The organism is Pseudomonas sp. CH235 (genome assembly GCF_004368175.1).
Classification (GTDB): Bacteria; Pseudomonadota; Gammaproteobacteria; order Pseudomonadales; family Pseudomonadaceae; genus Aquipseudomonas; species Aquipseudomonas paraglycinae.
This window is the reverse complement of the sequence record NZ_RRZJ01000004.1, coordinates 281,359-304,925: the sequence shown is the minus strand read 5'-3', so window position 1 is coordinate 304,925 and position 23,567 is coordinate 281,359. Positions and strand designations below refer to the sequence as shown.

Below are 23,567 nucleotides of genomic sequence, written 5' to 3'. Positions count from 1 at the left end.
AAGCCACGGGGTTTGACCAGCGTGGTCATTGGCCGCTCTTGGCCGGGTAGAAACCGTCAGACAGGGCCTTCAGCGCTGCCGGCAAACGCGGCCCGAGCCCGCCCACCAGCAGCGTCGGGTCCAGCTCCAGCACACGTCCGGTCTTGGCCGCACGGCTGGAATTGAGGATCGGGTTTTCCTTAAATAGAGCCGCTTTCGCCGCCTCACCAGTTAGCGCACGGTCAGCGAACACCAGCACTTCAGGATCGAGACTGGCCAGGGATTCCACGGAAAACGGTTTGTAACCGGTGTGGGTCGCAAGGTTATGCCCGCCCGCCTGCTGCAGCAGCCAGTCGGCGGCGGTGTCCTTGCCGGCGATCAGCGGTTTGCCGCCGGCATGTCCAAGCAGCAACAGCACGCCCGGCGCTTTCTGTTTAGTCTGCGCTTGCGCCACACGCGCCTTTTGCGCATCAAGTTGCTGTTGATAACGTTGCAGCAGCTGCACGGCCTGGCTTTCAGCGCCCAGCAACCGTCCCAGATGGGTAACGTTTTTTTCCAATGTCGGCAGATCCGGCTGAGCCGAGAACAGTTCCACCTGCACCTTGGCACTGCGAACTTGCGAAATCACTGGCGGCGGGCCCATTTCTTCGGTGCCGATCAGGATGTCCGGGCGCAGGCTGAGAATGCCTTCGGCCGACAGGCTGCGCTGATAGCCGATGCTCGGCAGCGACTTGAGAGACTCGGGATGCTGGCTGGTGGTGTCGACGCCTACCAGTTTGGCCTCGCCACCCAGCGCACTCACCCACTCCGACAACGCGCCGCCGGCGCTGACCCAACGTTGCGGCAACTCGGCCGCTGCAGCCTGGTGGCTGACCAAAAGTCCGACACACAGCACGGCAACGCGGGTACTCAGGCGCATAGACAGCTTCCTTGAAATGTTTTCCCGGACATCGGGACGGCAGGCCAAGTATCCTCGGCAGCGGTCACCTCGCCACGGGTGAAGGCGGCCATTTGATAATTGTTTGCATTTGAACGTCAAGCTCGGACATATCCGGACACGAGCCGACATTTGAGGATAGCCATGAAGTTTCTTTGCGCGGGTGCCGATCTGGTTGAGGACGGCAGTCGCGGTTTCGATATCGACGGGAAAAAACTGTTCGCCGTGCGCCGCGCGGGGCAGGCTTATGTCTACCTCAATCGCTGCCCGCATCGGGGCGTCGGACTGGAATGGCAGCCCGACCAGTTTCTCGACCCAAGCAACAGCCTGATCCAGTGCGCCACCCACGGCGCACTGTTTCTGATCGAAGACGGTGAATGCGTCGCCGGCCCGTGCGCCGGGCAATCGCTGACGGCCATCCCTTGCCGTGAAGACGCGCAAGGGCTGTGGATCGATGTTTAACCGTTGAGCAGCACGTCCAGGCGCCGGTCGATCACCATCTCTTCATGGCTCAAACGCACGCCGTACGCCAGGACTTCGACCCCGCACGCCACCGCCTCGCGCAGCGCAGCGGCGTAGGCCGAGTCGATTTCCTCGGCCGGACGCACTGCTTCAATGCCGGAGAGATTGACGCAGTACAACTGGACCGCGCGAATCCCGTCCCTGGCCAGATGCGCCAGCTCACGCAAATGCTTGGCGCCGCGATCGGTCACTGCATCGGGAAATGCCGCGACCGCCGTGCCGTCGAAACCCAGCGTGACACTTTTCACTTCCACATACGCCGGGCCCGTCGGGTAGTCGAGGCGAAAATCGATCCGGCTCTTTTCCTGCCCGTACGCCACCTCACGTTTGAGCCCGGTAAACCCGCTCAATTCGCTGATGACACCGGCCTGCAAGGCATCTTCGACCAGTGCGTTGGCGCGTCCGGTGTTCACGCAAAACAGCCGGCCCTGCGGGGTTTCACCGACTTCCCAAGTACCGGGCAGTTTGCGTTTCGGATCTGTGGAGCGACTGAACCAGACCTGCCCGCCCTCGACCTGGCAATTGAGCATCGAGCCGGTGTTCGGGCAATGAATGGTCAGCAACTCGCCGCCAACGGTTTCGATATCGGCGAGAAAACGCTTGTAACGCCGGATCAACCGGCCTTCTTCGAGCGGAGGATGAAAGCGCATCAGCCTTGCCAGCTCTTCAAGCCACGGGCGATACGCTCTACCGCTTCCTGTAGGCGTGGGAGGTTTTGCGTGTAAGCAAAGCGCACATGATGACCGGCCTGATAGCGACCGAAATCCAGCCCCGGCGTGAAGGCTACATGCTCGGTTTCGAGGAAATGCCGGCAGAACGCGAAGGCATCGCCGCCGAACTGGCTGATATCGGCATACAAATAGAACGCGCCTTCCGGCTCTACGGCAATGTCGAAGCCCAGCTCCCGCAATGCCGGCAGCAGGAAGTCACGGCGACGGCCGAATTCGGCGCGGCGCTCTTCGAGAATCGCGATGGTGTCCGGCTCGAAACAGGCGAGCGCCGCATGCTGGGCCATGCTTGGCGCGCTGATGTAGAGGTTCTGCGCGAGTTTTTCCAGTTCACTGACCGCCGCATCCGGCGCCACCAGCCAGCCGAGACGCCAACCGGTCATGCCGAAATATTTGGAGAAACTGTTTAGGACAAATGCGCTGTCATCGACCTCCAGCACACTGGCCGCGTCGGTGCCGTAAGTCAGGCCGTGATAGATCTCGTCCACCACCAGATGCCCGTGTCGCGCCTTGATGGCTGTGGATAAACCGGCCAGTTCATCACGGGTCAGAATCGTACCGGTCGGGTTGGCCGGCGAGGCGACCAACGCACCGACGCTGTCGTGATCCCAGTGGCGCGCCACCAGGTCCGGCGTCAGTTGATAGCGAACGTCCGGGCCCACCGGCACAAGCTGCGCCGCGCCTTCGACCAGTCGCAGAAAATGCCGGTTGCAAGGATAGCCGGGGTCGGCCAGCAGCCAGTGCTTGCCCGGATCCACCAGCAACGCGCTGGCCAGCAGCAACGCCCCGGAACCGCCGGGCGTGATGAGAATCCGTCGAGGATCGATGTTCAGGCCGTAGCGCGTTTGATAGAAACCGGAAATCGCCTCGCGCAGCTCGGGAATGCCACGGGCCGCGGTGTAGCGGGTCTTCCCCGCTGTCAGGGCTTGCTGGCCGGCGCGGATGATCGGCTCGGCGGTGGTGAAATCCGGTTCGCCGATTTCCAGGTGGATCACGTCGTGGCCGGCGGCCTGCAATTCATTGGCCCGCGCCAGCAACGCCATCACATGGAACGGTTCGATCGCACGACTGCGCGCACTGTAGGGCTGAGCCATTGGCCTTCCTTCAACGAGGGAAAAGAAACGATTCTACCCATCTGCCGGAACGAGCGAGAACCCGCAGCGGTCACAGCCACAAGAACACTGGACTGTAACGACCCGCGCGTACGCTCCAGGATTGACTAAAATCAGTGATTGAGCAGGTTTGCAGCACCGCCGGACATGGCTTGGCAAACATTTGCAAGTCCCCTCGGCCACGCGCTCGACATCCGGGAGTAGCGCGGGTCGAATTGATCTGGTAAGTTCGCCCGCTTGCAGCCGCAGGGCCGGCAGGTGTCGGTGATGGAGCAATCCTGCGCAATGGATTACAAGAGTAGAGGCGGTCCATTTCATGCCCACCCAAGCAAAGCAACAGGCAAGTCAGACACTCAGCGGTTTCGAACCTTACGTCCCTAAAGAGGGCGAAGAGTACATGGGCGCGCCTATGCGTGCGCATTTCACCAAGATCCTGACCAAGTGGAAACTCGACTTGATGCAGGAAGTCGACCGCACTGTTGATCACATGAAAGACGAAGCGGCCAACTTTCCTGATCCGGCCGACCGTGCCAGTCAGGAAGAAGAGTTCGCCCTCGAGCTGCGCGCCCGCGACCGCGAGCGCAAACTGATCAAGAAGATCGACAAGACCCTGCAGTTGATCGAAGACGAAGAGTACGGCTGGTGTGATTCCTGCGGTATCGAGATCGGCGTCAAGCGCCTCGAGGCCCGTCCGACAGCCGACATGTGTGTCGACTGCAAGAACCTGGCGGAAATCAAGGAAAAGCAGGTCGGCAAATAATCCCGGCCTGAACGAAAAACGGAGCGTGCGAACGCTCCGTTTTTGTTTCTGCCGTTTTTTGACTCTCAAGTAACATCGCCCTCATGACTGCCAACACCTCCCCCGCCTATATTGGCCGCTTTGCCCCGACCCCCAGCGGGCACCTGCACTTCGGTTCGCTGGTTGCCGCCCTGGCCTCTTATCTGGACGCACGCTCGGTGGGCGGTCGCTGGCTGGTGCGCATGGAGGATCTCGATCCGCCCCGGGAAGAGCCGGGCGCGCAAGCGGCGATTCTCAAGGCGCTGGAAAGCTATGGCTTCGAATGGGACGGCGAGATGGTTCGCCAGAGCGATCGGCACGAGGCCTACGCGCAAGTGCTCGACAGCCTGTTCAATCACGGCCTCGCCTACGCCTGCACCTGCTCGCGCAAACAATTGGAGCCATACCACGGCATTTATCCGGGACTGTGCCGCAATGCCGGCCATGGCCAGGAAGACGCGGCGATTCGCCTGCGCGTGCCGGAGTTGGAATACCACTTCATCGACCGGGTGCAGGGCGAATACCGCCAGCATCTGGGCCGTGACGTGGGAGATTTCGTGATCCGCCGCCGCGACGGCCTCTACGCCTACCAACTGGCGGTGGTTCTGGACGACGCCTGGCAGGGCATCACCGACATCGTGCGCGGTGCCGATCTGCTCGACTCCACACCGCGCCAGCTCTACCTGCAGGAATTGCTGGGCCTGCGCCAACCGCGCTATCTGCATCTGCCACTGATTACCCAGCCGGACGGCAACAAGCTCGGCAAGTCCTATCGCTCGCCACCACTGGAAGCCGATCAGGCCACGCCATTGTTGCTGCGGGCCCTGCGCGCACTGGGGCAAGACCCGGGGCCCGAACTGGCCCACGCCACGCCGCAAGAACTGTTGAACTGGGGCAGCGTCCACTGGGATGCCTTGAAAATCCCGCGCACACTGACCCTGCCCGAAGCGCAACTGCTGTGACGACACTTGCAGTGGCGCGCCCATCCGTTACCATCGCCGCACGTTTTCGGGCACGCGCATAAAAAAGAGAGGCCGGGATGTACATCTATCGCTTGGTCCTGCTTCTGGTCGTGGGGATCTACCTGTTTTCTCCCGCCATCATGGATTGGTGGATCGACGCTACGGGCGCCTGGTATCGCCCTTATCTGCTCTGGCTGATCCTGATTGTCGTGACCTTCATCCTGCAGAGCCAAAAAGATGCCGATGAGCTTTAGCCTGACCCAGATGCTGCTGATCAGCGCCGCCTACCTGGCCGCGTTGTTCGGTGTGGCGTGGATCAGTGAACGGGGCATGATCCCGCGGGCGATCATTCGCCATCCGTTGACCTACACCCTGTCGCTGGGGGTCTACGCCAGTGCGTGGGCGTTCTATGGCACGGTCGGTCTGGCCTATCAGTACGGCTATGGTTTTCTGTCCAGTTATCTCGGGGTCTCCGGCGCGTTTCTGCTGGCGCCGGTGCTGCTGTATCCGATCCTCAAGATCACCCGCACTTATCAACTGTCGTCGCTGGCGGACCTGTTCGCCTTCCGCTTTCGCAGCACCTGGGCCGGTGCGCTGACCACGATTTTCATGCTGATCGGCGTATTGCCGCTGCTGGCGTTGCAGATCCAGGCCGTGGCCGATTCCATCGGCATCCTCACCGGCGAACCGGTGCAGAATCGCGTGGCCCTGGCGTTCTGTGCGCTGATCATTCTGTTCACGATCTTCTTCGGTTCCCGTCATATCGCCACCCGTGAAAAGCACGAAGGGCTGGTATTCGCGATTGCCTTCGAATCGGTGATCAAACTGGCAGCCCTCGGCGGCGTCGGCCTCTACGCGCTATACGGCGTGTTCGACGGCCCGCAGCAACTTGAACTGTGGCTGCTGCAGAACCAGACCGCCCTCGCCGCCCTGCACACCCCGTTGCAGGAAGGCCCGTGGCGCACGTTGCTGCTGGTGTTTTTCGCCTCGGCGATCGTGATGCCGCACATGTATCACATGACCTTCACCGAAAACCTCAACCCGCGCTCGCTGGTCAGCGCGAGCTGGGGCCTGCCGCTGTTCCTGCTGTTGATGAGCCTGGCTGTGCCGCTGATTCTCTGGGCCGGCCTGAAACTCGGCGCCACCACCAATCCGGAATACTTCACCCTCGGCATCGGCATCGCCGCCAACAGCAAGTCGCTGGCGTTGCTGGCGTATGTCGGTGGTCTGTCGGCGGCCAGCGGTCTGATCATCGTCACCACGCTGGCGCTGTCGGGCATGGCCCTGAACCATCTGGTGCTGCCGCTCTATCAGCCACCGGCCGAGGGCAATATCTATCGCTGGTTGAAATGGACCCGCCGGGCGCTGATCGTCGCAATCATCATGGCCGGCTTTTGCTTCTATCTGATGCTCGGCGCCGAGCAGGATCTGGCCAACCTCGGCATCGTCGCTTTCGTTGCGACCCTGCAATTCCTGCCAGGTGTGCTGTCGGTGCTGTACTGGCCGACCGCCAATCGTCGGGGGTTCATCGCCGGTCTGCTGGCAGGGATTGTGGTGTGGGTCGTGACCATGCTGTTGCCGCTGGTCGGCAATCTGCAGGGTTTCTATATTCCGCTGCTGAACATGATCTACGTGCTGGACGACACCAGTTGGCACATGGCGGCCATCGCCTCGCTGGCGGCCAACGTCCTGATGTTCACGCTGATTTCGCTGTTCACCAATGCCAGCCCCGAAGAGGCCAGCGCCGCCGAAGCCTGCGCTGTGGACAACGTACGTCGCCCGCAGCGCCGCGAATTGCACGCAGCCTCGCCGCAGGAATTCGCCACGCAGCTGGCTAAACCGCTGGGCGCCAAGGCTGCGCAGAAAGAAGTCGAACAGGCCCTGCGCGACCTTTATCTGCCATTCGACGAGCGCCGCCCTTATGCCTTGCGCCGCCTGCGCGACCGGATCGAAGCCAACCTCTCCGGCCTGATGGGCCCGAGCGTCGCCCAGGACATGGTGGAAACCTTCCTGCCGTACAAGGCTGGCGGCGAAAACTACGTTACCGAAGACATCCATTTCATCGAAAGCCGCCTCGAGGATTACCACTCGCGTCTGACCGGGCTGGCCGCCGAACTCGATGCCCTGCGCCGTTACCACCGCCAGACCCTGCAGGAACTGCCGATGGGCGTCTGCTCGCTGGCCAAGGATCAGGAGATCCTGATGTGGAACAAGGCCATGGAAGAACTGACCGGGATTGCCGCGCAACGGGTGGTCGGCTCGCGCCTGAGCACCATCGCCAATCCGTGGAAAGATCTGCTGCAAGGCTTCATCCACCTGCCCGACGAACACTTGCACAAACAGCATCTGGCCCTCGACGGCCAGACCCGCTGGCTGAACCTGCACAAAGCGGCGATCGACGAGCCGCTGGCACCGGGCAACAGCGGCCTAGTGCTGCTGGTGGAAGACCTGACCGAAACCCAGATGCTCGAAGACAAACTGGTGCATTCCGAGCGTCTGGCCAGCATCGGTCGACTTGCAGCGGGTGTGGCCCACGAAATCGGCAACCCGATCACCGGCATCGCCTGCCTCGCGCAAAACCTGCGCGAAGAGCGCGAAGAGGACGGTGAGCTGACGGAAATCAGCGGCCAGATCCTCGAACAGACCAAACGCGTGTCACGCATCGTCCAGTCGTTGATGAGCTTCGCCCACGCCGGCAGCCATCAGCACAGCGACGAGCCCGTCTGTCTGGCGGAAGTGGCCCAGGACGCCATCGGCCTGCTGGCCCTGAACCGGCGCAATTTCGAAGTCCAGTTCTATAACCTGTGCGATCCCGATCACTGGGTCGAAGGCGACCCGCAGCGGCTCGCCCAGGTTTTGATCAATCTGCTCTCCAACGCCCGTGACGCCTCGCCTGCCGGCAGTGCGGTGCGGGTCAAGAGCGAAGCCGGCGAACACACGGTCGATCTGATCGTCGAAGACGAAGGCAGCGGTATTCCGTCGAGCATCATGGACCGATTGTTCGAACCCTTCTTCACCACCAAGGATCCTGGCGAAGGCACCGGTCTGGGCCTTGCACTGGTCTATTCCATCGTTGAAGAGCATTATGGACAAATCACCATCGACAGCCCGGCTGATGTTCAGAGCCAGCGCGGCACCCGTATCCGGGTGACATTGCCGCGCCATGTCGAAGCGACGTCCGCTGTGAACTGAGACCGTCGAGAGTATCGAATCAATGCCGCACATTTTGATCGTCGAAGACGAAACCATTATCCGCTCCGCCTTGCGCCGCCTGCTGGAACGCAACCAGTACCAGGTCAGCGAAGCCGGTTCAGTGCAGGAAGCACAAGAACGCTTCAGTATTCCCACATTCGATCTGATCGTCAGCGACCTGCGTCTGCCGGGCGCTCCGGGTACCGAGCTGATCAAGCTCGGCCAGGGCACACCGGTGCTGATCATGACCAGCTACGCCAGCCTGCGCTCGGCGGTCGACTCGATGAAGATGGGCGCGGTGGATTACATCGCCAAGCCTTTCGACCACGATGAAATGCTTCAGGCTGTCGCGCGGATCCTGCGCGATCGCCAGTCGGCGCCTGCCGTCGGCGAAGCAGCTCCCGCCAAATCGGCCAATGGCAGCGGCAAATCCGCGATCGATAACAGCAATGGCGAAATCGGCATCATCGGCTCGTGTCCGCCGATGCAGGATCTTTACGGCAAGATCCGTAAAGTCGCCCCGACCGATTCCAACGTGCTGATCCAGGGCGAGTCCGGTACCGGTAAAGAACTGGTGGCCCGCGCCCTGCACAACCTGTCGAAACGCGCCAAGGCGCCGATGATCTCGGTGAACTGCGCCGCCATCCCGGAAAGCCTGATCGAGTCCGAACTGTTCGGCCACGAGAAAGGTGCGTTCACTGGCGCCAGCGCCGGTCGCGCCGGTCTGGTGGAAGCGGCGGACGGCGGCACGCTGTTCCTCGACGAGATCGGCGAACTGCCACTCGAAGCCCAGGCTCGTTTGCTGCGCGTATTGCAGGAAGGCGAGATTCGCCGGGTTGGCTCGGTGCAGTCGCAGAAAGTCGATGTCCGGTTGATCGCCGCGACCCACCGGGACCTCAAGAGCCTGGCGAAAATCGGCCAGTTCCGTGAAGACTTGTACTACCGCCTCCACGTGATCGCATTGAAACTGCCGGCCCTGCGCGAGCGTGGCGCCGACGTCAACGAAATCGCCAATGCGTTTCTCGCTCGTCAGAGCGCCCGCATCAACCGCACCGACCTGAAATTTGCCGCCGATGCCGAACAGGCGATCCGGCACTATTCCTGGCCGGGTAACGTGCGGGAGCTGGAAAACGCCGTCGAGCGCGCGGTGATTCTGAGCGAAAGCCCGGAAATCTCTGCCGACCTGCTGGGTATCGACATCGAGCTGGGCGATCTGGAGGACGACGAATTCATCGGCCTGCCGGCGCAAACGGCCGGTAACGCCAGCAACAGCAGCCACGAGCCGACCGAAGACCTGTCACTGGAAGACTACTTCCAGCATTTCGTACTCGAGCATCAGGACCACATGACCGAGACCGAACTGGCGCGCAAACTGGGCGTCAGCCGCAAATGCCTGTGGGAACGCCGTCAGCGTCTGGGCATTCCACGGCGCAAGACCGGGGTCGCCAGCGAGAGCTGAACGTTACCTGTCGAGTGTGCGGGTTACCGTTGAAGAGGTGAAAAAACTGTTACCTCAGTCTTTTCACGTAACAGAAGCCGGGGTTATCGGTAACGAAACCCCGGCTTTTTTTCGCCCTGCGAAAACGGTTATATCGACCTAACCCCTTGTTTTATTGGGTTTCGCAAAAGTTGGCACGGCACCTGCTATATGTTTGGTACAAGAACAATAACAAGCAATGCACAAGACAATAAAAATAAGACGAATCGACTCACGCACAATAAAAACAAGACGGCGAGAGGCGCAGCTAACTGATTCTTTTGGAGAGGCGTTGTATTTGGGGCTATCCCCACGACCAGGCCGAGAACAACAAAAACTGTCTTAAGACAGAGCCTGTACTGGTTGGATCGCAAGATCACTGCAACACAGCGACCAAAGCAATCCGTTTGCTCTTGGCTCCCGATTGGGAGGGTCATGAAGGAAAAGCTTCATGGCGAGGGCACTCAACAAAAACAAGAAGCCCGAATCAATAATAAAAAGAGCACGCAACTACTTCTTGGGGAGCTTCGGCTCCCCTTGTAGTTTCTCCTTTCTGGAAAATCCCCCCTTCTGACGCATCTCCACCCCCTCTAGCCTGCGGCTTGCAGCGCAAAACGGCAGCGTCCTACACCATCCCTCGACTAAATGCTAGAATCCCGGCCCATCATGCGGTCATTCTCTGGTATGGCCGAACATTCCTTCAAACAGTGCATCCCATGCTGAAGAAGCTGTTCCAGTCATTCCGAACTCCCCTGCGTCGTACGCAACACATCCGTAGCACGCCTGAAGTCCTCAACAGCGGCCAACACTCGCTGCAGAAGGCGCAATTCAGCCGTTACGCGGTCAACATCGTCGAACGTCTGCAGGGCGCCGGCTACCAGGCCTACCTGGTTGGCGGTTGCGTGCGAGACATGCTGCTGGGCATCACGCCCAAAGACTTCGACGTCGCCACCAGCGCCACCCCCGAGCAGGTTCGCGCCGAATTCCGCAATGCGCGGATCATCGGCCGCCGGTTCAAGCTGGTACACATCCATTTCGGTCGCGAAATCATTGAAGTCGCGACCTTCCGCGCCAATCACCCGCAAAACGAAGACGACGAAGACAGCAACCAGTCTTCGCGCAACGAGAGCGGGCGTATTCTGCGTGACAACGTTTACGGCACCCTGGAAGAAGACGCGCAACGCCGCGACTTCACCATCAACGCCCTGTATTACGATCCGGTCAGCGAGCGCATCCTCGACTACGCCAACGGCGTACACGACATCCGCAATCACCTGATCCGTCTGATCGGCGACCCGAAGCAACGCTACCAGGAAGACCCGGTGCGGATGCTGCGGGCCGTGCGTTTCGCCGCCAAGCTCAATTTCGGTATCGAGAAGCACACCGTCCAGCCGATTCGCGAACTGGCGCCGATGCTGCGCGAGATTCCGTCGGCCCGCCTGTTCGAGGAAGTGCTCAAGCTGTTCCTCTCCGGTCATGGCGCGATCACGTTCGAGATGCTGGTCGACCTGCAACTGTTCGCGCCGCTGTTCCCGGCCAGTGCCGATGCGCTGGAACACAACCCGGAATATACCCACACGCTGATCAGCGAAGCACTGACCAACACCGACCTGCGGATCAAGCAGAACAAACCGGTAACCCCGGCGTTCCTGTTTGCTGCCCTGCTGTGGCCTGCCCTGCCGGCCCGAGTGCTACGTCTGCAAGAGCGCGGCATGCCGCCAATTCCAGCCATGCAGGAAGGCGCTCACGAACTGATCGCCGAACAGTGCCAGCGCATCGCGATTCCAAAACGCTTCACCATGCCGATCCGCGAGATCTGGGACATGCAGGAACGCCTGCCACGCCGCAGCGGCAAACGCGCCGACCTGCTGCTGGACAATCCGCGCTTCCGCGCCGGCTACGACTTCCTCCTGCTGCGTGAAAGCGCTGGCGAGCAGACCGATGGCCTGGGTGAATGGTGGACCGATTATCAGGACGCCAACGACAGCGAACGTCGCGACATGATCCGCGACCTCAGTGGCAAGGGTGATGACGCCAGTGGCGCACCGCGCAAGCGTCGCCGCAGCAGCGGCTCCAAACGCAAACGCGCCGGCGCACCGAGCGCCACGGGCGAATAAGGCATGGAACGCATCTACATCGGCATGGGCAGCAACCTGGCTGACCCGGCCGAACAACTGCGCAGCGCGGTCGACGCGCTGGGGCAATTGCCCGAGACCGAACTGGTCGGCGTATCTGCCTTCTACCAAAGCGACTCGCTGCTGCCGGGCCAACCGCGTTACACCAACGCGGTTGCCGCGCTCGACAGCGCGCTCGCCCCGCTTGATCTGCTCGATGCCTTGCAGGCGATCGAAAACGATCAGGGCCGCGAACGCCTTGAGCGCTGGGGCCCACGCACGCTGGATCTGGACATTCTGCTGTTCGGTGATCGCCTGATCGACGAGCCGCGCCTGAAAGTCCCGCATTACCACATGCAGGAACGCGCGTTCGTTCTCTATCCCCTGGCCGAACTGGCGCCCGAAGATCTGCGTCTGGCTGATGGCCGCACCCTTGCCGATCTTCTCGCAGCCTGCCCGTTCGTCGGCCTCGAACGCCTCTCCCACGCCTGACACAAACCGCTGATGCGGGAGGCAACCGGCTCCCGCATTTTGCGTTCTTGTAGGACAAAAACCCCGCAGATCAGGCCCGCCGGCCCGCTGAATCGCATCAGTAACGCCGGTAACACTCCCCTCGTAACAATGCGGTAACACATGCAATTGACTTCCTGAGGCCTCATCACGACTATAGGCGTCCCGCTGCCGCCAACCCGGCATACAAGGGCGCAATCCAGGCCTTATAAGCACGACAAAAGAGCGTGCGCCTGAATAGATGACGAATCACGCGCGTTACTCGCAGTAGTTTCCAAAGCGCCTGAACGAGGATTTCTTACATGCCAGCCATCACCCTGACCACGCTCCAGAGCCTCAAGCAGAAAGGTGAAAAGATCACCATGCTGACCTGCTATGACGCGACCTTCGCCCACGCCTGCAACGAGGCCGGTGTCGAAGTGCTGCTGGTGGGCGACTCCCTCGGCATGGTCCTGCAGGGTCACGACAGCACCCTGCCCGTGACCACCGCAGAAATGGCCTACCACGTTGCCAGCGTCAAACGCGGCAACTCTGATGCCTTGATCCTGGCCGACCTGCCGTTCATGGCCAACGCCACCCTCGAGCAAACCATGACCAACAGCGCCCTGCTGATGCAGGCCGGCGCGCACATGGTCAAGGTCGAAGGCGCCTTGTGGCTGGCGGATTCGATCCGCCTGCTGGCCGAACGCGGTGTGCCGGTCTGCGCCCACATGGGCCTGACCCCGCAAGCCGTGAACATTCTCGGTGGTTATAAAGTGCAAGGTCGCAACGAGAACCAGGCACGCCAGATGCGCGCCGACGCGATCTCGCTGGAACAGGCCGGTGCAGCCATGCTGCTGCTCGAATGCGTGCCGAGCGAACTGGCGGCTGAAATCAGCCAGGCCGTGAAAATCCCGGTGATTGGCATTGGCGCCGGTTCGAATACCGACGGTCAGGTCTTGGTGCTGCACGACATGCTCGGCCTGTCGATCAGCGGCCGTGTGCCGAAATTCGTGAAGAACTTCATGCAGGGTCAGGACAGCATCCAGTCCGCGCTGAAGGCTTACGTCAGTGAAGTCAAAGCCACCACTTTCCCCGGGATCGAACACGGATTCTCTGCATGAACACCGTCAAAACCGTACGTGAACTGCGCGCCGCCGTGGCGCGCGCCCGCAGTGAAGGCAAGCGCATCGGCTTCGTGCCGACCATGGGCAACCTGCACAGCGGCCACATTGCCCTGATCACCAAGGCCACCCAGCGCGTGGACTTCGTGGTCGCGAGCATTTTCGTCAACCCGCTGCAGTTCGGCGCCGGCGAAGACCTCGACAAATACCCGCGCACCTTGGCGGCGGATCAGGAAAAACTGCTGGAAGCCGGCTGCGATCTGCTGTTCGCCCCGACCGTCGAGGAAATGTACCCCGACGGCATGGCCGGGCAGACCCGGGTCAGCGTGCCGCAACTGTCCGAAGGCCTGTGCGGCGCCAGCCGTCCGGGGCACTTCGAAGGCGTGGCGACGGTGGTCAGCAAGCTGTTCAACATGGTCCAGCCGGACCTGGCGATCTTCGGCCAGAAAGACTTCCAGCAACTGGCGGTAATCCGCGCGCTGGTGCATGACCTGAACATGCCGATCCAGATCATTGGCGAGCCGACCGTACGCGCCGCCGACGGTCTGGCGCTGTCGTCGCGCAACGGTTTCCTCAGTGAAGAACAGCGCGCTGTGGCGCCGGTGGTCTATCGCACCCTGAGCAGCATTGCCGAGTCGATCAAGCAAGGTGAACGCGACTTCCCTGCCCTGATCCAGGCGCAACGCCAGCAACTGGAAGCCGCCGGCCTGCGCCCGGATTATCTGGAGATCCGCCACGCCCTGACCCTGCGCCCGGCAACGGCGGACGATCGTGATCTGGTGATTCTGGTCGCGGCTTTCCTCGGCACCACCCGGTTGATCGACAACCTGCACCTGAATCTCGATACCCCCGCCTGAACACCGGCAAACGCTGTGGGAGCAACCCCGCTCCCACAGCGTTTGCACGCACTTCCAGACCGTATTGCTGAGCACCTGCCCATCGGGCAAACTTCCTGCCGTTCGACGCCACGCGATAAGCAGGGACTTGCTCGCATTACTCGCCGTCTGTCGGCCCCGTCTGTTATCAATGTTAAAAAAGTACCGAAAACAGGTCAGACAAAGCCAAGACAGATCGCGGCGCTGGGTTTACTGTATTCGCCCTGCGCCAAAGTAATCGTGTCGACGCAGTTGCCCCCTCGCCCAAACATGGCGGGGAGGTCTTTTCAGAGTTCAAAAGGCCGTTCAAGTAAAAAGGAAAACCGCAGCGATGGCGTACTACCGCACTCCTCATGACGTTACCGCTCTGCCTGCCTGGCAAGCGTTGAAAGATCACCGCCAAGCCATGCAGGATTTCAGCATGCGCGAAGCCTTCAACGCCGATCCGCAGCGCTTCAATCAGTTCACCCTCAGCAGCTGCGGACTGTTTCTCGACTATTCGAAGAATCTGATCAACGCCGAGACCCGCAACCTGCTGGTGGGTCTGGCCAACGAAGTCGATCTCAAGGGCGCGATCAAGGCGCTGTTCGACGGCGAAATCGTCAACTCCTCCGAAGGCCGCCCGGCGCTGCACACCGCCCTGCGTCGCCCTGTCGGCGACAAGCTGTCGGTCAACGGTGTCAACGTGATGCCTGAAGTACACAAGGTGCTGAACCAGATCACCGATCTCGTGGGCCGCATCCACGACGGTCTGTGGCGCGGTTACACCGAGAAGCCGATCACCGACGTGGTGAACATCGGCATCGGCGGCTCGTTCCTCGGCCCCGAGCTGGTCTCCGAAGCCCTGCTGTCCTACGCCCAGAAAGGCGTGCGTTGCCATTACCTGGCGAACATCGACGGCAGCGAGTTCCACGAGCTGACGCAAAAACTGCGCGCCGAGACCACGCTGTTCATCGTTTCGTCGAAATCGTTCAACACCCTAGAAACCCTGAAAAATGCCCAGGCCGCACGCGCCTGGTACCTGGCCCAGGGTGGTTCAGAAGCCGAGCTGTATCGCCACTTCATCGCCGTATCGAGCAACAATGCCGCCGCCGTGGCCTTCGGTATCCGCGAAGAAAACATCTTCCCGATGTGGGACTGGGTCGGCGGTCGTTACTCGCTGTGGTCCGCCATCGGCCTGCCAATCGCGCTGGCCATCGGCATGTCCAACTTCAAGGAACTGCTGTCCGGTGCCTACACCATGGACCAGCATTTCCAGAGCGCGCCGTTCGAACAGAACATGCCGGTGCTGCTGGCCCTGCTCGGCGTGTGGTACGGCAACTTCTGGGGCGCGCAAAGCCACGCGATCCTGCCGTACGACCACTACCTGCGTAACATCACCAAGCACTTGCAACAGCTGGACATGGAATCCAACGGCAAGAGCGTGCGTCAGGACGGCACCCCGGTGTCGACCGACACTGGCCCGGTGATCTGGGGCGGCGTCGGTTGCAACGGTCAGCACGCTTATCACCAGTTGCTGCACCAAGGGACCCAACTGATCCCGGCCGACTTCATCGTGCCGATCGTCAGCTTCAACCCGGTCTCCGACCACCATCAGTGGCTGTACGCCAACTGCCTGTCGCAGAGCCAGGCGCTGATGCTCGGCAAGACCCTGCCGGAAGCCGAAGCGGAACTGCGCGACAAGGGCATGAGCGAAGACCAGGTGCAGAAACTCGCACCACACAAGGTGATCCCGGGCAACCGTCCGAGCAACACCCTGGTGGTCGAGCGCATCAGCCCGCGTCGTCTCGGCGCACTGGTGGCGATGTACGAACACAAAGTCTTCGTGCAAAGCGTGGTCTGGGGCATCAACGCCTTCGACCAGTGGGGCGTGGAGCTGGGCAAGGAACTGGGCAAAGGCGTCTACAATCGCCTGGTCGGCAGCGAAGAAACCGCCGCTGAGGACCCGTCCACCCAAGGCCTGATCAACTACTTCCGCGGCCGTCACCGCGGCTGATCCCGCCCTGAACACACCCCCTCGCCATGAGGGGGTGTTTGTTCACAGGTATTGAACCCTCACCGCTCTCGGCGCATCTTTATCCTTGTCGCACAACAAGAATAAGGAACCGTCATGTTCGATATCAGCACGTTCCCCAAAGCCGATGCCGTCCGCCGGGCTGCACAGTTGAGTCAGGACGACTACCAGCGCCTGTACCGCGAATCCATTGAACACCCCAGCACCTTCTGGGCCGAACAGGCCACCCGCTTCCTCGACTGGAGCACGCCGTGGCAGACCGTCCAGCGCTATGACCTGAAGACCGGCCAAGCCGCCTGGTTTGCCGGTGGCAAGCTGAACGTCAGCTACAACTGCATCGACCGCCATCTGGAAAAGCGCGGCGATCAGACTGCCATCCTCTGGGAAGGCGACGACCCTGCCGAATCGACGCAAATCACCTACAGCAAACTCCATCACCACGTCTGCCGCCTGGCCAACGTGCTGAAAAGCCGTGGCGTGAAAAAAGGCGACCGGGTGTGCATCTACATGCCGATGATCCCCGAAGCGGCCTACGCCATGCTCGCCTGCGCGCGGATCGGCGCGATTCATTCGGTGGTGTTTGGCGGGTTCTCCCCGGACTCATTGCGCGACCGCATTCTCGACGCCGACTGCCGCACGGTGATCACCGCCGACGAGGGCGTGCGCGGTGGCAAATTCGTGCCGCTGAAACAGAACGTCGACAAGGCTCTGCAGAGTTGCCCGAATGTCAGCACCGTCGTGGTGGTCGAGCGCACCCAGAACAAAGTCGACTGGGTCGAAGGCCGCGACCTCTGGTATCACCGGGCCGTGCGCGACGTCAGCGACGAATGCCCGCCGGAACCGATGGACGCCGAAGACCCGCTGTTCATCCTCTACACCTCCGGCAGCACCGGCAAACCCAAAGGCGTGCTGCACACCACCGGCGGTTACCTGCTGCAAGCGGCGATGACCTTCAAGTACGTGCTCGACTACCGCGACGGCGAAGTGTTCTGGTGCACCGCCGACGTCGGCTGGGTTACCGGCCACAGCTATATCGTCTACGGCCCGCTGGCCAACGGCGCCACCACACTGATCTTCGAAGGCGTGCCGAGCTACCCGAGTACTTCGCGGTTCTGGCAGGTGATCGACAAACACAAGGTCAACATCTTCTACACCGCCCCCACCGCCCTGCGCGCATTGATGCGTGAAGGCGCCGGGCCCTTGCAGGAAACGTCGCGACAAAGCCTCAGATTGCTCGGCAGTGTCGGTGAGCCGATCAACCCGGAAGCGTGGGAATGGTATTTCAACGTCGTAGGCGAACAGCGCTGCCCGATTGTCGATACGTGGTGGCAGACCGAAACCGGCGGCATCATGCTCAGCCCGCTGGTCAGCGCCCAGCGGATCAAACCGGGCTGCGCCACCCAGCCGATGTTCGGCGTGCAACCGGTGCTGCTCGATGAGCACGGCAAGGAGATCAAGGGCGCCGGCAGTGGCGTGCTGGCGATCAAGTCGAGCTGGCCGGCGCAGATTCGCAGCGTCTACGGCGATCCGCAGCGCATGGTCGACACCTACTTCAAGCCCTATCCCGGTTACTACTTCACCGGCGACGGCGCCCGCCGCGACGAGGACGGCGATTACTGGATCACCGGGCGCATCGATGACGTGATCAATGTCTCCGGCCATCGCATCGGTACCGCCGAGGTGGAAAGTGCGTTGGTGCTGCACGACAGCATTGCAGAGGCCGCCGTGGTCGGTTATCCCCACGACGTCAAAGGTCAGGGGATTTATGCGTTCGTCACACCGATGAATGGCACCGAACCCAACGATGAGCTGAAGAAAGAACTGCTGGCCCACGTCAGCAAGGAAATCGGCAGCTTCGCCAAACCGGACCTGATCCAGTGGGCCCCGGCCCTGCCGAAGACCCGCTCGGGCAAGATCATGCGGCGGATCCTGCGCAAGATCGCCTGCAACGAACTCGACAGCCTTGGCGACACTTCGACTCTGGCGGATCCGAGCGTGGTGCAGGGCTTGATCGATAAACGCCTGAACCAGTAAGGCCGCAAAAGCATCGCGAGCAGGCTCGCTCCCACAAGGACTTATGATCGTCTGTGGGAGCGAGCCTGCTCGCGATGGGAACCCCTCGATTGCCTGCCAAACTGCTAAACTCCCGCGCCCCGATTCCCTCCAGCAAGGCGCCCGCATGTCTTCCTTGAACCTGGCGCTGCGCGCCGCCCTCGATCAACGCCAGGATCTGCTCGCCGAGCTGCACCGCCAGGGCACCGACTGCTATCGGCTGTTCCACGGCAGCCAGGAGGGTGCCGGCGGCCTGACCATCGACCGCTACGGCCCGCAACTGATGGTGCAAAGTTTCCACCAGACCCTGGCACGCGAAGACCTGCTGCAACTGCACGCCATGGTCAACCAGACCCTGGGCCTTGAAACCCTGTTGGTCTACAACGACCGCTCCCATGGCAACTCGCGAATCGACCGTGAAGACAGCGTCTACCGCGCCGACGACGCCGCGCTGGCCGATCTGGTCGGCCACGAATGGGGCCTGAATTATCGTGTGCGCGGACGCCATGCCGGACAGGATCCGCTGCTGTTCCTCGACCTGCGCAACACCCGCGGCTGGGTCAAGGATCACGCCAAGGGCAAAAGCGTGCTCAACCTGTTTGCCTACACCTGCGGCGTCGGCCTCAGCGCAGCAGCTGGCGGTGCACGTGAGGTGTGCAACCTGGATTTCGCCGAGGGCAATCTGGCGGTGGGGCGCGAGAACGGTCAGCTCAATCCGCAACTGCCGACCATGGAATTCATCCAGTCCGACTACTTCCCGGCGATCCGCCAACTCGCCGGCCTGCCGATCAGTCAGCGTCGCGGGCAGAAACTGCCGAGCTATCAACGCTTGGAACAGCGCCAGTACGATCTGGTGCTCCTCGACCCGCCCGCGTGGGCCAAGAGCGCGTTCGGCACCGTCGACCTGCTGCGTGATTATCAAAGCCTGCTCAAGCCAGCCCTGCTGACCACCGCCGAGAATGGTGTGCTGATCTGCTGCAACAATCTGGCGAAAGTCAGCATGGACGACTGGCGCGAACAAGTGCTGCGCTGCGCCGAAAAAGCCGGGCGGCCGGTGCGTGAATGGAGCGTGATGACTCCGGGCCGGGACTTCCCGTCGATGGATCAACAACCGCCGTTGAAGACACTGATTCTGCAGCTCTGATCTTTACCCATGCAGGAGCAGCCTTCGGAAGCTCCTACAGAAATTGCAGACAAATCTGAACAATCCTGTCTCGTGCGATGTACTTCGGAACCGGAATCGCGTGCCATACTCCAAGGCACTCCGATTCAGACAGATGAAGCCGCACATGCCCAAAGGATTGATTCGCGCGATTGGCGCCCTGTTGACTGCCCTGGCCCTCTACAGCCTGCTGGGGTTCCTGATTTTGCCGGGCATTGCGCTCAGGGTGGTGAATCAGCAACTGGCCAACTACGCCATGGTGCCGGCGCATCTGCAGCGCATCGAACTCAACCCGTTCAGCCTTGAACTCACACTGTGGGGCCTGGTGATCGGCGAGCCGGGCAAGGAACAGGTCGGCTTCGAACGTCTGTACGCCAACCTGCAACTCGACAGTCTGTGGACCAAAGCCCTACATCTGTCCGACATCGAACTGGAAAAATCCAAAACCGAGATCCTGTTCGCCAAAGACGGTCAGCTCAATCTTCTCGGTCTGTTCAAGCTCCCGGCCAGCGAGCCCACCCCGGCCGATCCCGACGCCAAACCGTTTCCGCTGCGCATCGACCGGATCCAGCTGGCCGGCGGCAACCTGCATTTTGTGGATGCGCGGCCCAGCGAGCTGATCGAATTTCTCTACGACAAGCTCGACTTCGAGCTGAAAAACCTCAGCACCCTGCCCGAAGACAACGCCGACATGACCCTCGTCGCGATCGGCCCGGCCGGTGGGCAGATCGACTGGAAAGGCAACTTCAGCCTGATCCCGATCGCCTCCGAAGGCACCCTCAAGATCACCGATGGCAAGATGAAAGCCTTCTGGCCTTACGTGCGCGACGCCGTGCCACTGGTGCTGGAAGAGGGTGTCGTCAGCTTGAGCACCGACTACAAGCTCAACCTGTCCAAGGAAACCGAACTGCTGCTGAGCAACGTCGCGGTCAACATCGCGCCGTTCGCGATCAAGGCGCCGGACGGACGTCAGCTGGCGAAACTCGAGCGTCTCGACGTCAGCGACACCACGGTGGACCTGGCCAAACAGCAAGTGGTGGTCGGCAAGATCCGCAGTCAGAAACTGGAAACCTGGGCGGCGCTGGAAGCGGACGGCAAACTGGACTGGCAAAAACTGTTCGCCAGCCAGCCATCGAAACCCGCTGCCAAAGCTGCAGCGGAGCCGAAAAGCACCCCGGCGGCCGCCGACTCGCCGAAACCTGAACCGACCGCGCCGAGCAAACCGTGGCAAGTGTTGATCAAGGACGTGCAACTGCGTGACTACAAAGTGCATCTGGCCGACCGTTCGGCGAAGCCGGAAGTCACCCTGGACGTCACCCCGCTGAACGTCGATCTGCAAAACTTCGACAGCCTCAACGGCTCGCCTTTCAACCTCAAACTCGATACCGGTCTGGGCAAGCAAGGCAAGATCAGCGCCGACGGCGTGGTCAATCTGGCCCCGGTCAGCGCGCAGCTCAACGTGAAAACCCAGGACATCGACCTGCGGGTCGCGCAGTCCTACATCAACCCGTTCATTCGTCTCGAACTGCGCAGCGGCATGCTCGGCAGCGACCTGAAAGTGAACCTGAAAAGCACTGACCCGCTGGCCCTCAGCGTCACCGGTCGTGCTCAGGTCGATCAGTTGCACACCCTCGACACCCTGAAAACCCGCGACTTTCTCAAATGGCAGCAGGTGGTGGTCGAAGGCCTGAACTATCAGCACGGCGACAGCCTGTCGATCGACAGGGTCAACCTGTTCCAGCCGTATGCGCGGTTCATGATCAACGATGATCGCACCACCAACATCGACGACCTGCTCATTCCGCAGCCGGCCGATTCCGGGGCGAAGACCGCCGCGGCGAAACCGGCGAGCAATGACAAACCGCTGGGTATTCACATCGGCGGCATCGCGATCAACGACGGCTCGGCCAACTTCGCCGACTTCAGCCTGACCCCCAACTTTGCCACCGCGATCCAGCAGCTCAACGGCCAGATCGGCACCATCGACAGCCGTCAGGCGAAACCGGCCAGCGTCGACATCAAGGGCAAGGTCGACCGCTATGCGCCGGTGACCATCAAGGGCGCGGTCAACCCGTTCGACCCGATGGCCAGTCTCGACATCGCCACCAGTTTCAAACGCGTCGAGCTGACCACCCTGACGCCCTACTCCGGCAAGTTCGCGGGCTACCGGATCCGCAAGGGCCGGCTCAACCTCGACCTGCATTACCTCATCATCAAAGGCCAGCTCAAGGCCGAGAACAAAGTGGTGGTCGAGCAACTGCAACTGGGTGAGAAAGTCGACAGCCCGGATGCCGTGAGCCTGCCACTGAAACTGGCGATCGCCCTGCTCAAGGACGTCGACGGCAAGATTTCCATTGAGTTGCCGGTCACCGGCGACCTGAACAACCCCCAATTCAGCGTGATGCCGATTGTCTGGCAGACCCTGCGCAACCTGATCGTCAAGGCCGCCGCCGCACCGTTCAAGCTGATCGGCGGACTGGTCAGCGGTGGCAGCTCGGAAGACCTCGGCACCGTGTCCTTCGCACCGGGATCCAGCGACCTGAGCAAGGACGCCGAAGCGGCGCTGGTGAAGCTGTCGCAAGCGCTGAAGGAGCGTCCGGCCCTGCGCCTGGAAATCGAAGGCACCGCGGCAAAAAGCAGCGACGGTCCGTTGCTCGCAGAACAGCGCCTGGAACGTGAATACCAGTACAACTACTACAAGATGCTCCAGCGCCGGGGCGACAAGGTGCCGGCTCAGGCTTCGCTGATTCAGGTACCGGATAACGAAAAAGGCCCGCTGCTTGAGGGCATCTATCGCACCCGTCTGAAAACCCAGCCACCGGCCGAATGGAAGGATCTGGGCAAGGAAGAACGCACGGCGAAAATGCGTGCCGACGTGATCAAGTTCTGGAGCTCCAGCGACGTGCTGTTGCGCCAGCTCGGTCAGGACCGTGCAAGCAGCATCAAGGACTACCTGGTGGATAAAGGCCAACTGGCCGACGATCGCGTGTACTTCATCGACGCCAATCTCGGCGAAGCGGAGAGCGACGGGCGAGTGGTGACGCAAATGCATCTGGATGCCGAGTGATGAACCGAAACTGGCTGACTGCAATGGGGCTGGCATTGATCGCCAGCCAGGCTGCGGCGTCCGATACCCTGCGCTGCGGCAGCCAACTCGTCAGCCTTGGCGACCGCGCCAGCGAGGTGCTGCAAAAATGTGGTGAGCCGGTTGGTCGCGATCTGCTCGGTTACAAACGCAGCGCCAACCGTCGTGAAGAGTTTCAGGTCGAGGAATGGACCTACGGCCCGAGCAACGGCATGTATCAATACCTGCGCTTTGAAGGCAATCGCCTGAAGCAGATCAACAGCAAACGCGGGAATTGACCTTCCCCGCCTTTTCCGGCCCCTGAATAGAACAGGCCCCGACACATGTGCCGGGGCCTGTAATGGCCACATTCCGTGTGGCCGGTCGCATGAACTCTAAAGTGCGGCAGACGTATTGCTCGGCCCGCCTGTCGCGTCTTCTCCCGGTTCAGGCGAGAAGTCTTGCCTTACTCGGCTTTCAGGCCGTCAGCGGAGACCGCTTTCACGCCTTTGATTTTCTTGGTGATGTTCACTGCGGTGGTTTTCTGAGCCTCGGTGATAGCGACGTCAGAAGACAGGGAAACCACACCTTTGTTGGTTTCGACTTTGATGTCGGTACCAGGAATGCCTTTTTCGGTTACCAGGTCGCTTTTGACTTTGGTAGTGATCCAGGTATCGGAAGTAGCTTCTTTAGCCTTGGTGACTTCACCGGCAGCCAAAGTCATTGGAGCCTGAGTGGTCTGGGTCGATTGAGCAAATGCACCGGAAGCCATGGTCAGGGTCAGCGCGGTAGCAGCAGCGGCAGTGATAGCGAACTTCTTCATACGAGTAACTCCTGTTTTTCTGGAAAGTCTGCTGCGTGTCTTGTCAGCAGGGTTACCGTAGATATTGCGAACGTTGTGCCAACTTTTAAAATCTTAATAATCCCTTATAAATCAACAACTTAAAAACTATGAATATTTTCGGAATCATGCAAATTGCATGACC

General features: G+C 61.0%; 19 protein-coding genes. 15 read left to right on the top strand and 4 right to left on the bottom strand.

What is annotated here, in order from left to right; translation table 11 throughout:
* Nucleotides 1–25: 25 nt before the first annotated feature.
* Nucleotides 26–898 carry a hemin ABC transporter substrate-binding protein gene (locus EIY71_RS07020; RefSeq protein ID WP_134021080.1) on the bottom strand — a complete coding sequence of 291 codons (873 nt, stop codon included), beginning with the start codon at nucleotides 896–898 and terminating at the stop codon, nucleotides 26–28.
* Between the two features lie 162 nt (nucleotides 899–1,060).
* On the opposite strand from EIY71_RS07020, the gene EIY71_RS07015 reads away from it, so the two are divergent.
* Nucleotides 1,061–1,378 (top strand): Rieske (2Fe-2S) protein, encoded by a 318-nt coding sequence (locus EIY71_RS07015; protein ID WP_085747750.1) that lies wholly within the window; start codon nucleotides 1,061–1,063, stop codon nucleotides 1,376–1,378.
* On the opposite strand, the gene sfsA is transcribed toward EIY71_RS07015, so the two are convergent.
* Both sfsA and EIY71_RS07005 read right to left on the bottom strand, forming a co-directional pair.
* Nucleotides 1,375–2,088: a DNA/RNA nuclease SfsA gene (gene sfsA / locus EIY71_RS07010; protein ID WP_102686298.1), complete on the bottom strand. Its 714-nt coding sequence runs from the start codon at nucleotides 2,086–2,088 to the stop codon at nucleotides 1,375–1,377. The two genes, EIY71_RS07015 and sfsA, sit on opposite strands and share 4 nt — an antisense overlap.
* A complete protein-coding gene (locus tag EIY71_RS07005; RefSeq protein ID WP_085747748.1) occupies nucleotides 2,088–3,260 on the bottom strand; it encodes a pyridoxal phosphate-dependent aminotransferase in 1,173 nt (390 codons plus the stop codon). Before EIY71_RS07005 ends, sfsA begins: the two co-directional genes overlap by 1 nt.
* Nucleotides 3,261–3,594: 334 nt before the next feature.
* Between EIY71_RS07005 and dksA the strand changes: the two genes are divergently transcribed.
* The 14 genes from dksA to EIY71_RS06935 all read left to right on the top strand — a co-directional run bounded on the left by dksA (nucleotide 3,595) and on the right by EIY71_RS06935 (nucleotide 22,880).
* Nucleotides 3,595–4,038, top strand: a complete 444-nt coding sequence (dksA, locus tag EIY71_RS07000; protein WP_039771633.1) for an RNA polymerase-binding protein DksA — start codon at nucleotides 3,595–3,597, stop codon at nucleotides 4,036–4,038.
* An 83-nt stretch (nucleotides 4,039–4,121) separates the two neighbouring features.
* Entirely contained in the window at nucleotides 4,122–5,018 is an 897-nt protein-coding gene (gluQRS, locus tag EIY71_RS06995; protein ID WP_085747747.1) for a tRNA glutamyl-Q(34) synthetase GluQRS, read from the top strand.
* 77 nt (nucleotides 5,019–5,095) lie between these two features.
* Nucleotides 5,096–5,272, top strand: a complete 177-nt coding sequence (locus EIY71_RS06990; RefSeq protein ID WP_003176118.1) for a hypothetical protein — start codon at nucleotides 5,096–5,098, stop codon at nucleotides 5,270–5,272.
* Nucleotides 5,256–8,210: a sensor histidine kinase gene (locus EIY71_RS06985; protein WP_007959612.1), complete on the top strand. Its 2,955-nt coding sequence runs from the start codon at nucleotides 5,256–5,258 to the stop codon at nucleotides 8,208–8,210. Before EIY71_RS06990 ends, EIY71_RS06985 begins: the two co-directional genes overlap by 17 nt.
* A gap of 22 nt (nucleotides 8,211–8,232) precedes the next feature.
* Nucleotides 8,233–9,669, top strand: coding sequence for a sigma-54 dependent transcriptional regulator (locus EIY71_RS06980; RefSeq protein WP_085747746.1), 1,437 nt, complete (start codon nucleotides 8,233–8,235; stop codon nucleotides 9,667–9,669).
* Nucleotides 9,670–10,403: 734 nt separating this feature from the next.
* Nucleotides 10,404–11,804, top strand: coding sequence for a polynucleotide adenylyltransferase PcnB (locus EIY71_RS06975; protein ID WP_007959609.1), 1,401 nt, complete (start codon nucleotides 10,404–10,406; stop codon nucleotides 11,802–11,804).
* Between the two features lie 3 nt (nucleotides 11,805–11,807).
* The gene (gene folK, locus EIY71_RS06970; protein WP_102686300.1) at nucleotides 11,808–12,293 is read left to right on the top strand and encodes a 2-amino-4-hydroxy-6-hydroxymethyldihydropteridine diphosphokinase; all 486 of its coding nucleotides are present in this window, start codon (nucleotides 11,808–11,810) and stop codon (nucleotides 12,291–12,293) included.
* Nucleotides 12,294–12,613: 320 nt separating this feature from the next.
* Nucleotides 12,614–13,414: a 3-methyl-2-oxobutanoate hydroxymethyltransferase gene (gene panB / locus EIY71_RS06965; RefSeq protein WP_102718631.1), complete on the top strand. Its 801-nt coding sequence runs from the start codon at nucleotides 12,614–12,616 to the stop codon at nucleotides 13,412–13,414.
* Nucleotides 13,411–14,271, top strand: coding sequence for a pantoate--beta-alanine ligase (gene panC, locus EIY71_RS06960; RefSeq protein WP_085747743.1), 861 nt, complete (start codon nucleotides 13,411–13,413; stop codon nucleotides 14,269–14,271). Before panB ends, panC begins: the two co-directional genes overlap by 4 nt.
* A gap of 349 nt (nucleotides 14,272–14,620) precedes the next feature.
* Nucleotides 14,621–16,285, top strand: coding sequence for a glucose-6-phosphate isomerase (gene pgi, locus EIY71_RS06955; protein ID WP_007959603.1), 1,665 nt, complete (start codon nucleotides 14,621–14,623; stop codon nucleotides 16,283–16,285).
* A gap of 114 nt (nucleotides 16,286–16,399) precedes the next feature.
* A complete protein-coding gene (gene acs, locus EIY71_RS06950; RefSeq protein WP_134021077.1) occupies nucleotides 16,400–18,337 on the top strand; it encodes an acetate--CoA ligase in 1,938 nt (645 codons plus the stop codon).
* 145 nt (nucleotides 18,338–18,482) lie between these two features.
* Nucleotides 18,483–19,499, top strand: coding sequence for a class I SAM-dependent rRNA methyltransferase (locus EIY71_RS06945; protein WP_134021074.1), 1,017 nt, complete (start codon nucleotides 18,483–18,485; stop codon nucleotides 19,497–19,499).
* 133 nt (nucleotides 19,500–19,632) lie between these two features.
* The gene (locus EIY71_RS06940) at nucleotides 19,633–22,584 is read left to right on the top strand and encodes a DUF748 domain-containing protein (RefSeq protein WP_134021072.1); all 2,952 of its coding nucleotides are present in this window, start codon (nucleotides 19,633–19,635) and stop codon (nucleotides 22,582–22,584) included.
* Entirely contained in the window at nucleotides 22,584–22,880 is a 297-nt protein-coding gene (locus EIY71_RS06935) for a DUF2845 domain-containing protein (RefSeq protein WP_085747738.1), read from the top strand. The genes EIY71_RS06940 and EIY71_RS06935 overlap by 1 nt, the downstream gene beginning before the upstream one ends.
* A gap of 167 nt (nucleotides 22,881–23,047) precedes the next feature.
* Here EIY71_RS06935 and EIY71_RS06930 read toward each other — a convergent pair whose 3' ends face one another.
* Nucleotides 23,048–23,404, bottom strand: coding sequence for a BON domain-containing protein (locus EIY71_RS06930; protein ID WP_011335977.1), 357 nt, complete (start codon nucleotides 23,402–23,404; stop codon nucleotides 23,048–23,050).
* Nucleotides 23,405–23,567 lie beyond the last annotated feature (163 nt).